We start from the raw sequence: 13,743 nt of genomic DNA on the forward strand, positions 1-13,743 counted from the left end.
TCGCGATGCACACGCTGCTGCACAACCTCTCCGACCTGTGGCGAGTCATGCTGGCCGCCTTGATCTTCGGGGCCGGACTGCCGACCGTCTTCGCGGTCGGCATCCGCTGCCGGGCCCAGGTGGACGACGGCGCGACCGGCGCCACGCGCACCACCGCCCTGATCGCGTCCACGCTCTGCTTCGCGGTGGTCATGATCGCGGTGGTGGTCGGTGTGCTCTTCATCGCACGCGGCTTCCTGGCCACCCGACTCGGTATCCACCTGCTCGGCGCGTGACGCCGCCGGATCGAAAGGCACGTTGGTGAGCACTCCCGAACCGAACCGGACGCCCGACCCGGCCCCCGCCGCACCGCCGCGCACCAATGTCCTGCAGAAGGTGCTGGACTGGCTGAAAGCCGGATATCCGCAGGGTATTCCGCAATCGGACTATGTGGCGCTGCTGGCGGTGCTGCACCGCCGCCTCACCGACTACGAGGTCCACCTGGTCGTGGAGGAGCTGATTCGCGAGCGCGTGGCCGCCTCCGACATCGAGCGCGCCGACATCGAGGCGGCGATTGCCCGAGTTGCCAAGGAGCAGCCCGGCGAGGACGATATCGCTCGGGTGGCCTCCAGGCTCGCAGCCGGTGGATGGCCGCTGGCGACACCGACGTCCGACTGACCGCACGAGACCCCGCAGCATCGACACCCGGGCGCCGACCCCTCCGCGCGCCGCCACTCCACGGAATGACACGATCGCGAACGTGAGCAATACCCTCCGAATTCTTCCCATGCCCACCGGCGCCGCGGTGGGCGAAGTATTGCCGCATCTCCGAGAAGCCTTGGAGGGCAACGGGCCCGCCTGGCTGCCCGTGCCCACCGCCGACCGCCGCGAGACCCAGCGCCTGAGCGGCAGCCTGCGGCCCGGCGAGGAGATCGACGAGGACGTGGCCCTGGTGGTCACCACCTCCGGCACCACCGGAAACCCCAAGGGCGCCATGCTCACCGCCGCCAATCTGCGGGCCAGCGGCGACGCCACCCACGAGCGCCTGGGCGGGCCCGGGCAGTGGTTGCTGGCCTTGCCGACCCATCACATCGCGGGCCTTCAGGTCCTGCTGCGCAGCATTCTGGCCGGGACCGAACCGACCGTGCTGGACGTCTCCGGCGGCTTCCTGCCCGAGGCGCTGGTCGGCGCGATCGCCAGCATGCGCGGCGAGCGCCGCTACACCTCGCTGGTACCGACCCAGCTCATCAAGGCCCTCGACGAACCCGCCGCCACCGCGGCCCTGGCCTCGCTGGATGCCGTCTTGGTCGGCGGCGCGGCCACTCCCAAGCCGGTGCTGGAACGGGCCCGCGCGGCGGGCATCACCGTCTTCCGCACCTACGGCATGAGCGAAACCTGCGGCGGGTGCGTGTACGAAGGAGTACCGCTGACGGGCACGCAGGTACGAATCGAGGAGGGCCGGGTGCTGCTCGGCGGCGACATGGTCGCCAAGGGCTACCGCAATCTCCCCGACCACGAGGCCTTCGCCGAACCGGGCTGGTTCCGCACCGAGGACGCCGGTCATTTCGACAATGGCGTGCTCACCATCACCGGCCGCCTGGACGAGGCCATCATGACCGGCGGCCTGCTGGTCATCCCCCAGGTCGTCGAGGCCGTCCTCATCACCCACCCGGCCGTCTCCGAATGCGTGGTCCTGGGCCTGCCCGACGAACGCCTCGGCCAGCGCGTGGCGGCGGCCATCGTCCCCGCCCCCGGTGCGACCGCACCCACCCTCGACGACCTGCGCGACCACGTGGTCGCCGAACTCGACCCCATCGCCGCCCCCCGCGAACTGGCCGTCCTCGACGAACTCCCCCTTCGCGGCCCCGGCAAGCCCGACCGCACCAAACTGCGCGAACTCCTCCTGGCGACAACACCGCACTGACCCGCGCAAGAGCCCCTTGCGTGGGCGCGCAATCGTCACGCAAGGGGGGTGCAAGGCCCGGGCCGCAGGCTCTAGCCATGACTTCTTACACACCTGCTGAGGCACTCGCCATCGAGGCGAACGACTTGGTCAAGGTCTTCGGGGAGCAGCGGGCCGTTGACGGCGTGAGTCTCGCGGTGCCGCGGGGGGCTGTCTACGGCGTGCTCGGTCCCAACGGAGCCGGTAAGACCACGACCATCCGCATGCTCGCCACCCTGCTGCGCCCCGACGGCGGCAGCGCCCGGATCTTCGGCCACGATGTACTCGCCGAGCCGACGGCCGTGCGCTCGCTGATCGGCGTGACCGGCCAGTACGCCTCCGTCGACGAAAAGCTCACCGCCACCGAGAATCTGGTGATCTTCTCGCGGCTGCTGGGCCTGTCCAAGACCGACTCGCGGCGCAAGGCGGCCGAACTCCTCGAGGAATTCGGCCTGACCGAGGCCGCCGACAAGGCGCTGGAGAACTTCTCCGGCGGCATGCGGCGCCGCCTGGATCTGGCCGCCAGCCTGATCGCGCGCCCGCCGCTGCTGTTCCTGGACGAGCCGACCACCGGCCTGGACCCGCGCACCCGCGCCCAGATGTGGGACACCATCCGCCGCCTGGTGCGGGAGGGCTCGACCGTGCTGCTGACCACGCAGTACCTGGACGAGGCCGACCAGCTGGCCGACCGGATCGCGGTCATCGACCACGGCAAGGTCATCGCCGACGGCACCTCCGACGAGCTCAAGTCCTCGGTCGGCCTGTCGGCCCTGCAGCTCACGCTGGCCGACCGCGCCCGCATCGAGGAGGCCCGAAACCTGGTGGGCGAGTTGCTGTCCCGCGCCGCGGGCCGGATCGTCGAGGCCACCATCACCCCCGAAGCGGGTCGCATCACCGCGCCCCTGCCCGATCCCTCCATCACCACCGACATCCTGATCCGGTTGCGCGAGAACGACATCCGGGTCGACGAGATCAATGTCGCCAAGCCGAGCCTGGACGAAGTGTTCTTCGCACTCACCGGGCACGCGGCCGAGGACGACACCGACGAAACCGAACGGAGCGCGGCATGACCACGACTCTCTCCGCCCCCGCCGGGCGGCACGCGGCCACGGCCGCGCCCATTCCCGAAGCCAGCAATCACATTCCGTTCAAGCAGACCGTGGCGAATTCGCTCACCATGGCCTACCGCGGCATCCTCAAGATCAAGCACAACCCGGAGCAGCTGTTCGACGTCACCGTGCAGCCGATCCTGTTCACCGCGCTGTTCGCCTACATCTTCGGCGGGGCGATCGGCGGCAATGTGCACGACTACCTGCCCGTCCTGATCCCCGGGATCCTGGTGCAGACGGTGGTGCTGACCTCCGTGGTCACCGGCACCCAGCTGCGCGAGGACATGGACAAGGGCGTGTTCGACCGGTTCAAATCCCTTCCCATCGCCCGCATTTCGGCGCTGGCCGGTGCGCTCATCGCCGATATGGTCCGCTACGGGCTGGCCACCGTGCTCACCGTGGGCATGGGCCTGCTGCTCGGCTACCGCCCGGCGGGCGGCGTGGCCGGTGTGCTGGTCGCGGGTCTGGTCGTGGTGTTCTGCTCGTTCGCGGTGAGCTGGATCTGGGCCCTGGTCGGTATCACCGGCAAGAGCGCGGCCGCCGTGCAGGGCGTCTCCATGATGATCATGTTCCCGCTGACCTTCATGTCCGGCGCGTTCGCCCAGGTCTCGACCATGCCTGGCTGGCTGCAGGGCATCAACAAGGTCAACCCGATCTACTACATGGTCAATGCCGCCCGTGAGCTGATGAACGGCAATGTCTACAGCTCCAACCTGGCGTATTCGATCATCGGCTCCATCGTGGTGATCGCGATCTTCGCCCCGCTCGCGGTGAAGGCGTACATGCGGCGCGCCTGACGCGCTCGCCCGCCCCGCGGTTGGGACGCCCGTCCATCGAGAATTCGATGGGCGGGCGTTCTGTTATGGTCGGTTCGGTGAATCCCGCAACCGCCCCGCTACGCCGAAGGTCCATTCGGCTCCCTTGGGGTGCGCTTTTCGCGGCGATGTTGATTGTCATCGGGCTCATAGCCGCGGTCGCCGGATGGGGCTCGTCACAGCGGCTTTCACTGCTGGAGCCGAGTGCGCCGATCGTGGCATCCGCCACCGGTTCGCAGTTCGCGACGGATTCCGGACACTCGGCGGCGGATCCCGCCCCGGCCTGTAAAAGGCAGGAATACCCGGCGTCCGACCCGACGGGTTCGCTCGCGACACCGCCGCGCGCGATCGGCGACCAGCTGGTCGCCGATTTCACTCGATTCGAGCCGGAACCCTTTACACCCCACTCCTTGTCGATCGGGAAGCAACCTCGAGCGCCCACCCTGCCGGTGGCGGCTCCGCATCTGACGACCGTGCTGATCATTTAGAAGCTCCTCTGTGATCCAGCACCATTTCGTCATGCTCGCAGCAGCCGAGGAGTACCCGCATGTCCAGGAAGACCCAGAAGACCCGAAAGATCCAGCACCGCAGCACTAGAAAAACATTCGCCGGACTCGCCATTATCGCGGCGATCGGTCTGCTCGCCATTGCGGCGATTCAAATGCTGGGTGACGACAAGAAATCCGATAAACCGGCCACCGCGGCCACCCAAACGAATCCCATGTACGCGCAATTGGCGAAAATGGCCAAGCGCGACGCGAACGACCCGCTGGCCATGGGCCGTGCCGACGCACCGGTCGTCATGGTCGAGTACTCGGATTTCCAGTGCCCGTTCTGCAAGGTGTTCGCCACCAAGCTCGAACCCCAGCTCATTTCCGACTACGTCGACAAGGGCGTGCTGCGCATCGAATGGCGCAGCATGGCCATTTTCGGCGCGGAATCCGAGGACGCCGCGCGCGCGGCCTGGGCGGCCGGGCAGCAGGGCAAGTTCTGGGACTACCACAAGGCGTTGTTCGACCATGCGCCCGAGAAGAAGAACACCGGCGCGTTCACCCGCGACAAACTCGTCGAATTGGCCGGTGGGGCGGGCGTTCCCGATATCGACAAGTTCCGGACCGATCTGGACTCCCCCGCCGCCACCGCGGCCGTGCAGGCCGATGTGAACGAGGGCATCGGCATCGGCGTGAACTCGACCCCGGCGTTCCTGATCAATGGCCGCCCGATACTGGGCGCGCAGCCGATCGAGCAGTTCCGCGCCGCCATCGACATCGCGCGTTCGACCGCCGGGCAGGCCACGGAATGACCGGCGGCATCGGCTTTTTCGCGGCCTTCCTGGGCGGGCTGCTGGCCCTGCTCAGCCCGTGCAGCGCGCTGCTGCTGCCCAGTTTCTTCGCCTATTCCTTCGAATCCCAGGGCAAGCTGCTGGCCCGCACCGGCGTCTTCTACCTGGGCCTGTGCACCACCCTGGTGCCGCTCGGCGCGGCGGGCTCGCTGGCCGGGCGGTTGCTGGTCGGCCACCGCGAACTCCTGATCGCCATCGGCGGCTGGACGATCATCGTGCTCGGCGTCGTCCAAATCCTCGGCCGCGGTTTCGCTTTCGGTTTCGCCCAGCGCGCCGCCGCCAGACAGGGCCGCCCCGAGCAGGCGGGCGCGGTGTATCTGCTGGGCCTGGTCTATGGCCTGGCAGGGTTCTGCGCGGGCCCGATCCTGGGCTCGATTCTCGCGGTGGCCGCGGTCGGCGGCTCGCCGATCCGCGGTGGTCTCCTGCTGGCGGTCTACGCCCTGGGCCTGGCCGCCCCGCTGTTCGTCCTGGCCTCCCTCTGGGACCGCTTCGAACTGGGTCGGCGAAAGTGGCTGCGCGGCCGCACCTTCCACCTCGGCCGCGTCGAACTGCACACCACCTCGGTGCTGTCGGGCCTGTTCTTCATCGCTCTCGGCGCGCTGTTCCTGGTGTTCGACGGCACCGCCGCCCTCCCCGGAATCCTCAGCGCTGATACGGAATTCGCCCTGGAGAACCGCGCCCGCCAACTCGGCGACCTGGTGTCCAACACGACGGTGCTGCTGATCCTCGCCGCGATCGCCCTGGCCGTGGCGGCCTGGCGGCTGCTCGCCGGTGACCGGGACGTCAGAGCGTCCCGTCGATCGCCTTCAGGTGATTCATGATCCGATCGGCGGCCTTCCGGCGGCCCAGTCCCGCAACGGCATTCAGCGCGGTGGTGACCCGCTCCTCCCCCACCGCCGCGCGGTGCAGGTCCAGGTGCAGCCGCCATTGCATGGACGGATAGTCCTGGCGTCCGAAGACCTTGGGCGTCAGGGCGATCAGCTCCAGACCGCGCTCGACGTGCTGCCCGGTGGCCAGCAGGTAGGTGCCGATCGCGCAGCTCATCGAGCCGATCTGGGGCAGGTCCCAATACTGGCCACCCATGACCCGGACCACCACGTCGGTGAGTTCGACGGCGGTCCGGCGCACCTGGTCGACGCGGTCGTGCAAGACATGCGCGTCGATGACTGCGGAGGCGTAGATCAGGGTCGCGGGGCCCGGCATCGCGACATTGTGCGGCCAGTCCATCAACGGCAGCACCTGCCGGTACCGACGCAGGCCGGTATCGATATCCCCTTCGGCGAGTTCGATTTCCGCCAGTGCCGCGGCAACGGAGGCGATGCGGTGGTTGGGCTTGGTGACGGGGGCGTCGGCGGGCAGCTCGCCGACCACCGCGAGGGCGGGTTCGAGCGCCGCCCGGGCCGCGGCCGGATTCCCCATTCCGGCCAGTGTGATCGCCAGTAGGCTACGCATCTCCACGGCCTCGTCGAAGGCCCGCAGTTCCTCGAGCAGTTCGACGGCCTTCCGGTAATAGCCGACCGCCTCGTCGTAGCGCGCCGACTGGCCGTACATGCTGCCCAGATGCTGGGTGGTCATGGCCGTGCCCCAGACGTCCTGATCACCGCTGAGGCGCATGGCGATCTCGGCATCCTTGATCGAGCGGTACACCATGCCGTCGTTCTCGCACAGATTGGCGCGCAGGATCAGGGCCGCGAGCCGGATCTGCTCATCGGAGGACCGCACGCCCGCGCTCAGCATCCGAGCCAGCTGCGTGGTGTTCCTGGGCCGGGTGGCGAGTTCACCGAGATACCGGGCGACCGGACTGACCGGTGCTCCGGAGGCCAGAATGCGCCGGATCGTGGTCCGGACCCGCGCCACGTCGCGCGTATCGGGACCACCGAACATCAGGTGCAGGCCGAGCAGAAGCTGGCCTTGGACATAGAGGTCGGTCTCGGCGGCGACGGTCGGAAAGGTCGTGGGCGGCACCGCGATAATGCGCGGCGACCAGCTGATCAATTCGGCGTGCGCGCCCCGCACCACCCACAGTCCGGCCAGGATCGGGAACACCGTGTGCACGGTGGCGACGTCGCGGCGTTCCAGCGCATGGCGCAGTACGGCGACCAGATTGTCCATGTCCGCGCCCAGGCCCAGGACCGCGCGCAGCTGTTCGTCGGTGTGGTACCGGCGGGCGGTCTCCACCGCGAAATCCTTGGCCCACTGAGACATTCGTGCCATGACCCAGTCGATCTCACCGGCGAAGGCCAGCTGCTCCTCGCCGAATTCACGCACGGTCTCCAGCATCCGATAGCGGGTGCCGCCGTCCTCGCCCTCCAGCACCGTCAGCATCGACTGACTCACCAGACCGTCGACGGCCAGTGCGGGATCGTCGATCTCGGGTCCGCTCAACAGGTATTCGGCCGCCTCGAGCGTGAATCCGGCCGGGAATCGGCACAATCGGCGCAGGGCCACCCGCTGCGGCTCGTCGAGCAGATTCCAACTCCACTCGATCACCGCGTGCAGGGTGCGGTGCCGCTGCGGCGAACTGCGATCACCGCTGCGCAGCAACGCGAATCGATGGTCGAGGCGGGAGTCGATCTCCTCCACGCTCATGGTCCGCACCCGTGCCGCCGCGAGCTCGATGGCCAACGGCAAGCCGTCGAGGGTGCGGCAGAGCCGCGCGACCACCTGCGGATCCAGGCGCACCGACGGCCGCACCGCGCGGGCGCGCGCCTCGAACAGGTCGGTGGCGGGCGAACCGGAGGCGTCGATGGTCAACGGCGGCAACGGATATACCGCCTCGGCCATGATCTCCAGCGGTGCGCGGCTGGTGGTGAGCACGGTCAGCTGATCGCTGACCCCGATCAGGTCCGCGACCACCTCGGCCACCGGCTCGATCAGGTGCTCGCAGTTGTCGAGGATGAGCAGCGTCGGCCGAATTCCCAGGGCCTCGCGCATCTTCTGCCGGATGTCGCGCTTCTGGGCCTGCCGCAGCGCGCTGGTCTCCCAGACGATATCGGCCACGCCGAGGGTGGTCGCGATCGCCATCTCGATCTCCGCCCGGGTGTCGGCCGGATTGTCCGCCTCCGCGCGCAGCGAGGCCAATTCCACCAGCGCGACCGCGGTTTCGTGTGCCATCCGGGCACCGAGTTCATTGGCGATCCGGGTCTTGCCGGTGCCACCGGGTCCGAGCACGGTGACCACCCGTGCGGACCGCAGCAGCGCCTCCAACGCCGCCAGATCGGCTTCCCGGCCCAATAGCGGGTTCGGCGCGGCGCGCAGTCCGATCGCGGTCTCGCCCACCAGCTCTCGCGCCTCCGCGGTGCGCGCGGACCCGACGTGAGCGGATGTCGCCATGCGCCCCAGCGAACGCACCTCGTGTGAATCATGGTGCGCGCCACCAGCTCCCGGCGCGGCCCAATGGTGTCCATCGATCGATGTCACCTGGCCTCCGGGCGTGGAACCACCATCCCCGGAACCGGGCCGTTCGCCCCCGCCCGGCACGGCGGACAAACCGCCCTCACCCGAACCGTGTGGCCCGGGCGGTTGATTGCGGACCTGCGGTTCACCGCGCAGGATGGCGGTATTCAAGGCCACCAGGGCGGGGCCGGGATCCGCGCCGAGCTGGTCGACCAGGCGGGTGCGCAGGGTGGCGAAGACGTCGAGCGCCTCGGTGGTGCGGCCCGCCGCGGCGAGCAGTCGCATGAGGGTGCCGTGGGCGGGTTCGTCGAAGGGGTCGGCGGCCACGGCCTGTTGGGCCAGTTCGATGGCGGCGGGTAGGTCGCCGATGGCCTCGCGGGCGGAGAGTTCCAGGGTGTCGAGGGCACGGCGGCGGGTGGCGGCGAGGGTGGCCAGTTCCTCGGCGACCGGGCCGGGCGGCAGGTCGGCGGCCGGTTCACCGCGCCAGAGCCCGCGGGCGGTGGACAGCAGGTCCAGGCAGGTACGGTGGTCACCGGCCGTATGCGCTTGCCGCGCTTGACCTTCCAGTCGCTGGGCCAGGGTCAGGTCGACCTGGTCGGGCGCGAGGATGAGCCGGTATCCGGCCGGGCCGATCTCCAGCGCGCCGTCGGGCAGCGCGGAGCGTAGTCGTGAGACCTGGGTGTGCAGCGCGTTCATGGGCGCGCGGGGCGGGTCCTCACCCCAGACCTCGTCGATGAGCGCCTGCGCGCCGCGGCTGCGGCCGGGGTGCGTCGCGAGCGCGGCCACCAGGAGTCGGGCCCGGACTCCGGGTACGGCGGTGAGCACGCCGTCGCGGCGCACCGCGATCTCACCCAACAGGGCCACCGCGATCTCGCTCCGCAGGGCCATCGGGGTCGAGTCGCCCACGTCCGCCACCCGCGCGCTTCCCGTGCTCGAACTGCCGTTTTCCGAATCCATTCCTCGCCAATCGTAGGTGAGCGACCGGTCCGACGCCCGCTCCGGCTTACCCGAATCGGCGGGCCCGGTTCAACCGGATTTCGCCAGGGCGGGGCCATCGGGGACCGGCACGGCCTAGGCTCATGCCATGGCCGAATTCGACATTCACCGGGAAACGGTCATCAAGGCCGATCCCACGCAGGTGCAGGCACTCATCGACGACTTCCACCAGTGGCGCAAATGGTCTCCGTGGGAGGACACCGACCCCGCCATGGAACGCGTCTACAGCGGCGCCGATCGCGGCATCGGGGCCCGCTACTTCTGGAACGGCAATCGCAAGGCGGGCCGCGGGGATATGGAGATCACCTCCGCGACCTCCGAGGAGATCGGCATCAAGCTGAACTTCGAGAAACCGTTCAAGGCGAGCAATCAGGTCACCTTCGAATTCCGTCCGGCGGGCGACACCACCGCGGTGACCTGGCGCATGACCGGTCAGCAGAACGGGCTCATGGCCATCGTCGGCAAGCTGATGCCGATGGATCGGCTGGTGGGCAAGGACTTCGAGAAGGGTCTGGCCCAGCTCAAGGCCGCCGCCGAGGCCTGACCGACAGGCGCGGTCGCCGACCCTCGCATTAGGCTGCGGTGCATGGCTACAGCAGCGCAGTGGATCGAGGGCGCGCGGCCGCGCACCCTGCCCAACGCCATCGCCCCGGTGTTGGCGGGGACGGGGGCGGCCGCCTCGATCGGGGGGTTCGTGTGGTGGAAAGCGGTACTGTGCCTGCTGCTTTCGGTGGCCCTCATCATTGGCGTGAACTACGCCAACGACTATTCCGACGGCATTCGCGGCACCGATGACGAGCGGGTCGGTCCGCTGCGGCTGGTCGGTTCCAAGCTGGCGGCCCCGGCGGCCGTGCGCAACGCCGCCATCGGCTGTCTGGCGCTGGGCGCGGTGATCGGCCTGGTCCTGGTGGCCACCAGCGCTTGGTGGCTGATTCTGGTGGGCGCGGCCTGCCTGGCCGGAGCCTGGTTCTACACCGGCGGCCGGAACCCGTACGGGTACAGCGGTTTCGGCGAGATCGCGGTGTTCGTGTTCTTCGGCCTGGTGGCGGTGCTGGGCACCGAGTTCGTGCAGGCCGGGCGGGTCGACTGGGCCGGGCTGGCGTGCGCGGTGGCGGTCGGGTCGTTCTCCAGCGCGGTGCTGGTCACCAATAACCTGCGCGATATTCCGACCGACACCGAATCGGGCAAGCTGACCCTGGCCGTGCGCCTGGGCGACACCCGCACCCGCACACTGCATCTGGTGCTGCTGGCGGTGCCGTTCGTGGCGAGCCTGGTGCTGGTGGCGCGCACCCCGTGGGCGCTGGCCGGACTGATCGCCCTGCCGCTGGCCCTCAAGGCCAATGAACCGGTGCGCACCGGCAAGAACGGGCCGGGTCTGATTCCCGCCCTCGCCGGTACCGGTCTGGCGATGCTGGTCTGGTCCGTCCTGACCGCCATCGCGCTGGCCATCTCCGGGCTCTAGTCCTCGTCCGGAACCAGCACGCCCAGCACCCAGTTCACCAGCGAGATGATGATGCCGCCGAGCACCGCGGCCCAGAAGCCGTCCACCCGCAGGCCGTAATCCGTGGTGCCGGTGATCTTCGCGGTCAGCCACAGCATGAGCGCGTTGATCACCAGCAGGAACAGGCCCAGCGAGACCACGATGAACGGGAAGGACAACACCTTCACGATCGGCTTCACCAACGTGTTCACGATCGCGAACACGACGGTGATGGCGGCGATCACCAGCAGCTTGCTCTGGGCGGTGTCCTCGGGGGTCTTGATCTCGATGCCGTTCACCCAGGCGGCGGCCAGCCAGATGGCCACACCATTGATCAGCAGACGTATCAGGAGCGTCATGCCCCCGATCGTAGGGCGAGATCATCTCCGCGGCCGGACATCCAGGACACGACGCGGACCCGATCGGGCCAAACGGTCTGTTCTCGCTCAGGCCGCCCGCCCCAGATAGCCGGACACCGCGTCGCGCAGGGCGCGCTGCGCGGCCTCGTCGCCGAGCAGTCGGCCGGTGACCACATTGGGCGCGCGCAGCACCGCGAGCATGAGGTGCCCCGCCTCGATCCGGTCGTCCTTGCGCGCGATCGCCTCCCGCAGGGACAGTTCGACGATCTTCTTGGACTCCTTGGTGAACGGGATGTGCCCGCGCGGCGCGCCCTCCGGACCCCAGTACTTGCGCCAGCGCGATTCGCCGCCGGGCACCGCCGCCTGCTCGAGGGCGTTCTCGCCGAAGGTGGCCTCCAGACTCTCCCGCACCGCGTCCAGATCGATGCCGATGGACCGCAGCGCCTCCGCGTCCTCCGCACCGAGCGGCTCGCCGGTCCGCTTGCGGGCCAACACATCCCGCACACCCTCGGCGGTGAGTCCGTGCGCCGCAAGGATTTCCACCAGCCCGGCATCGGGACTGGCGAGCAGGCCCAGCAGCACGTGCTCGACCTCGATGCTCGAGGAGCAGAGCTCCCGGGCCTCCTCCTGCGCCATGACGATCGCGTATTTGGCCGCCCTGTCGAATCGTTCGAACATCAGCGAATACCGCCCTTCCGGTTGTACTTCTGGTGGACCGCCTGCCGACTGACCTCGAGCGCGTCGGCGATGGCCTGCCAGGACCAGCCCTGCTTGCGGGCATTGGTGACCTGAATGGCCTCGAGCCGCTCGAGCAACCGGCGCAGCGCCAGCACCGCGCGGAGCCCGACCTGCGGGTCGGGGCTGCCCGCGGCGGCCGCCAGAGTCGTTGCTTCACTCATGTACGTCAATTTACGTTGACATTCGAGGCGCGTCAACAAAAATTGACATACCGAGGAGGGCGTTCACCGTCGGCGAACGTCGGGACGGCGAGAGTCGTTCAGCCCCAGGGGGTGAAGGGCGCGAACTCGCGAACCGAATCGGACCAGTCCCACACGGTCTCGGGATCGACCGGGAATCCGGCCTGCAGGCACAGCCGCCAACCGCGCGCATCCTTCTCCCAGATGTCACCGTCGCGGTCCCGGTACAGCCCGAAAGCCGCAGGCTCCCAAGCATTGCCGAGCCCGGCGGCGGTCGCGGAGGTGAATCCGCCACCCGCCGTGGCGATCACCCAAGGCCCCACCGTGACATTGACATCGAGAACCGGCCGCGGTTGCTGCCCCAATTCGACTCCTGATTTGTTGCTGATTTGTTGTTGTTTCAAACTATTGGAGCAGAACCGTGTACCGCGCAGTCCCGTCCCCGGAGACCGCATCGGGATCGGTCGGCAACCGCGCGTGTACCTGACGGCCATACTAGTAAGGTCAGCCTAAGTAAATGGATGGAGTCCCCACGTTCGGCGAGTACATTCGCCAGCGCCGCACCACCGCGAATCTCACGCGCCCCCAGCTGGCCTGGCTGGCCAACCTCTCGGTGCCCTACCTGACCAAGATCGAAGGCGGCGCCAACCCGTCCCGCCGCGTCATCGAATCCCTCGGCACCGCACTGAAACTCCCCCCGGCCGAATTCGAGTACGCCCTGGTGCTGGCGGAGGGACCGCTCCCGCGCATCGAGGCCGACCACCCCACCCCCGCCGACCAGGAGTACCTGGATCTGCTCAACCCCGCGATCGGCGCGTACGTCACCGAGCTCTGGGACATCGTCGCGGTCAATGCCGCACACCGGGAGGTCTTCCTCGAACTCGAACCCGACGCCAACTACCTGGAATGGCTGATCTTCAATCCGATCTCGCGCACGGTCATGGTGAATTGGGAGACCGAGACGCGCATGGCGGCCAGCCGCTTCCGCATGCAACTGGCCCGCAGCGACCAGGACGAGCGCGGCGCGCAGGTGCTCGAGAAGTGCCTGTCCGATCCGGACTTCGCGCTGCTGTGGCGCTCCGACGCGGTCGCGGCCGCGCGCACCGACCTGGTGAAGCTGGTGCGCGATCCGCGCACCCTGGCCATTACCGAGTTGCGCATCAATATGTGGCGCACCCAATCGAGCCTGCAATCGTGGCTGTTCGTCCTCGGCACGACCGTCGATCGACCGACCGCGGTGACCCGTCCGGTGGTGCGCCAGCGGCCCGAAACGTCAAGGCCTCTTAACGCGACTTCACCCCAAGAAAACCGACCGGTGCGCCCGGAACAAACTGCTCAGGCTAACGACCTGACCCCGACAAAACCACTACAGCAAATTAATGGCAACCCTATGGATGGGTGATCAACG

General features: G+C 68.5%; 16 protein-coding genes. 11 read left to right on the forward strand and 5 right to left on the reverse strand.

Features of this window, described 5'->3' with window-relative positions; translation table 11 throughout:
* The first annotated feature begins 5 nt into the window (after nt 1-5).
* The 8 genes from VMT40_RS33525 (at nt 6) to VMT40_RS33560 (ending at nt 6,008) form a co-directional block, all read left to right on the forward strand.
* Nucleotides 6-275 (forward strand): hypothetical protein, encoded by a 270-nt coding sequence (locus VMT40_RS33525; protein WP_326305963.1) that lies wholly within the window; start codon nt 6-8, stop codon nt 273-275.
* A 25-nt stretch (nt 276-300) separates the two neighbouring features.
* The gene (locus tag VMT40_RS33530; protein ID WP_326363404.1) at nt 301-657 is read left to right on the forward strand and encodes a DUF3349 domain-containing protein; all 357 of its coding nucleotides are present in this window, start codon (nt 301-303) and stop codon (nt 655-657) included.
* A gap of 109 nt (nt 658-766) precedes the next feature.
* Nucleotides 767-1,903, forward strand: a complete 1,137-nt coding sequence (menE, locus tag VMT40_RS33535; protein WP_326363619.1) for an o-succinylbenzoate--CoA ligase — start codon at nt 767-769, stop codon at nt 1,901-1,903.
* 77 nt (nt 1,904-1,980) lie between these two features.
* The gene (locus VMT40_RS33540; protein WP_326363406.1) at nt 1,981-2,991 is read left to right on the forward strand and encodes an ATP-binding cassette domain-containing protein; all 1,011 of its coding nucleotides are present in this window, start codon (nt 1,981-1,983) and stop codon (nt 2,989-2,991) included.
* Nucleotides 2,988-3,827, forward strand: coding sequence for an ABC transporter permease (locus VMT40_RS33545; protein WP_326363408.1), 840 nt, complete (start codon nt 2,988-2,990; stop codon nt 3,825-3,827). The genes VMT40_RS33540 and VMT40_RS33545 overlap by 4 nt, the downstream gene beginning before the upstream one ends.
* Nucleotides 3,828-3,973: 146 nt before the next feature.
* Complete coding sequence (locus tag VMT40_RS33550; protein ID WP_326363410.1) at nt 3,974-4,333, forward strand: hypothetical protein; 360 nt, start codon at nt 3,974-3,976, stop codon at nt 4,331-4,333.
* 59 nt (nt 4,334-4,392) lie between these two features.
* Nucleotides 4,393-5,148 carry a DsbA family protein gene (locus VMT40_RS33555; protein WP_326363412.1) on the forward strand — a complete coding sequence of 252 codons (756 nt, stop codon included), beginning with the start codon at nt 4,393-4,395 and terminating at the stop codon, nt 5,146-5,148.
* Nucleotides 5,145-6,008 carry a cytochrome c biogenesis CcdA family protein gene (locus VMT40_RS33560; protein ID WP_326363414.1) on the forward strand — a complete coding sequence of 288 codons (864 nt, stop codon included), beginning with the start codon at nt 5,145-5,147 and terminating at the stop codon, nt 6,006-6,008. Before VMT40_RS33555 ends, VMT40_RS33560 begins: the two co-directional genes overlap by 4 nt.
* Here the strand turns inward: VMT40_RS33560 and VMT40_RS33565 are convergent.
* A complete protein-coding gene (locus VMT40_RS33565) occupies nt 5,971-9,489 on the reverse strand; it encodes an AfsR/SARP family transcriptional regulator (RefSeq protein WP_326363416.1) in 3,519 nt (1,172 codons plus the stop codon). The genes VMT40_RS33560 and VMT40_RS33565 overlap by 38 nt on opposite strands.
* A 178-nt stretch (nt 9,490-9,667) precedes the next feature.
* Here VMT40_RS33565 and VMT40_RS33570 point away from each other — a divergent pair, with 178 nt between their 5' ends.
* A complete protein-coding gene (locus tag VMT40_RS33570; RefSeq protein ID WP_326363418.1) occupies nt 9,668-10,123 on the forward strand; it encodes an SRPBCC family protein in 456 nt (151 codons plus the stop codon).
* Between the two features lie 42 nt (nt 10,124-10,165).
* Nucleotides 10,166-11,041, forward strand: coding sequence for a 1,4-dihydroxy-2-naphthoate polyprenyltransferase (locus VMT40_RS33575; protein ID WP_326363420.1), 876 nt, complete (start codon nt 10,166-10,168; stop codon nt 11,039-11,041).
* Here the strand turns inward: VMT40_RS33575 and VMT40_RS33580 are convergent.
* The 4 genes from VMT40_RS33580 to VMT40_RS33595 form a co-directional block, all read right to left on the reverse strand.
* Nucleotides 11,038-11,418, reverse strand: coding sequence for a phage holin family protein (locus tag VMT40_RS33580; RefSeq protein ID WP_326363422.1), 381 nt, complete (start codon nt 11,416-11,418; stop codon nt 11,038-11,040). The genes VMT40_RS33575 and VMT40_RS33580 overlap by 4 nt on opposite strands.
* Nucleotides 11,419-11,505: 87 nt before the next feature.
* Complete coding sequence (locus VMT40_RS33585; protein ID WP_326363424.1) at nt 11,506-12,096, reverse strand: Clp protease N-terminal domain-containing protein; 591 nt, start codon at nt 12,094-12,096, stop codon at nt 11,506-11,508.
* On the reverse strand, nt 12,096-12,317 hold the full coding sequence (locus tag VMT40_RS33590; RefSeq protein ID WP_033089567.1) for a helix-turn-helix domain-containing protein: 222 nt from the start codon (nt 12,315-12,317) through the stop codon (nt 12,096-12,098). The genes VMT40_RS33585 and VMT40_RS33590 overlap by 1 nt, the downstream gene beginning before the upstream one ends.
* 98 nt (nt 12,318-12,415) lie before the next feature.
* On the reverse strand, nt 12,416-12,700 hold the full coding sequence (locus VMT40_RS33595; protein WP_326363425.1) for a hypothetical protein: 285 nt from the start codon (nt 12,698-12,700) through the stop codon (nt 12,416-12,418).
* A 152-nt stretch (nt 12,701-12,852) separates the two neighbouring features.
* On the opposite strand from VMT40_RS33595, the gene VMT40_RS33600 reads away from it, so the two are divergent.
* The gene (locus tag VMT40_RS33600; RefSeq protein WP_326363426.1) at nt 12,853-13,737 is read left to right on the forward strand and encodes a helix-turn-helix domain-containing protein; all 885 of its coding nucleotides are present in this window, start codon (nt 12,853-12,855) and stop codon (nt 13,735-13,737) included.
* The last annotated feature ends 6 nt before the right edge of the window (nt 13,738-13,743 follow it).

It is taken from the genome of Nocardia sp. CDC160, from assembly GCF_035818795.1.
Lineage (GTDB): Bacteria > Actinomycetota > Actinomycetes > Mycobacteriales > Mycobacteriaceae > Nocardia.

What these genes read in the sequence shown, in the direction of transcription:
- VMT40_RS33525 (WP_326305963.1), top strand. Translation starts at nt 6, where the DNA reads ATGCACACGCTGCTGCACAACCTCTCCGACCTGTGGCGAGTCATGCTG.
- menE (WP_326363619.1), top strand. Translation starts at nt 767, where the DNA reads ATGCCCACCGGCGCCGCGGTGGGCGAAGTATTGCCGCATCTCCGAGAA.
- VMT40_RS33540 (WP_326363406.1), top strand. Translation starts at nt 1,981, where the DNA reads ATGACTTCTTACACACCTGCTGAGGCACTCGCCATCGAGGCGAACGAC.
- VMT40_RS33545 (WP_326363408.1), top strand. Translation starts at nt 2,988, where the DNA reads ATGACCACGACTCTCTCCGCCCCCGCCGGGCGGCACGCGGCCACGGCC.
- VMT40_RS33550 (WP_326363410.1), top strand. Translation starts at nt 3,974, where the DNA reads ATGTTGATTGTCATCGGGCTCATAGCCGCGGTCGCCGGATGGGGCTCG.
- VMT40_RS33555 (WP_326363412.1), top strand. Translation starts at nt 4,393, where the DNA reads ATGTCCAGGAAGACCCAGAAGACCCGAAAGATCCAGCACCGCAGCACT.
- VMT40_RS33560 (WP_326363414.1), top strand. Translation starts at nt 5,145, where the DNA reads ATGACCGGCGGCATCGGCTTTTTCGCGGCCTTCCTGGGCGGGCTGCTG.
- VMT40_RS33570 (WP_326363418.1), top strand. Translation starts at nt 9,668, where the DNA reads ATGGCCGAATTCGACATTCACCGGGAAACGGTCATCAAGGCCGATCCC.
- VMT40_RS33575 (WP_326363420.1), top strand. Translation starts at nt 10,166, where the DNA reads ATGGCTACAGCAGCGCAGTGGATCGAGGGCGCGCGGCCGCGCACCCTG.
- VMT40_RS33580 (WP_326363422.1), bottom strand. Translation starts at nt 11,418, where the DNA reads ATGACGCTCCTGATACGTCTGCTGATCAATGGTGTGGCCATCTGGCTG.
- VMT40_RS33585 (WP_326363424.1), bottom strand. Translation starts at nt 12,096, where the DNA reads ATGTTCGAACGATTCGACAGGGCGGCCAAATACGCGATCGTCATGGCG.
- VMT40_RS33590 (WP_033089567.1), bottom strand. Translation starts at nt 12,317, where the DNA reads ATGAGTGAAGCAACGACTCTGGCGGCCGCCGCGGGCAGCCCCGACCCG.
- VMT40_RS33600 (WP_326363426.1), top strand. Translation starts at nt 12,853, where the DNA reads ATGGATGGAGTCCCCACGTTCGGCGAGTACATTCGCCAGCGCCGCACC.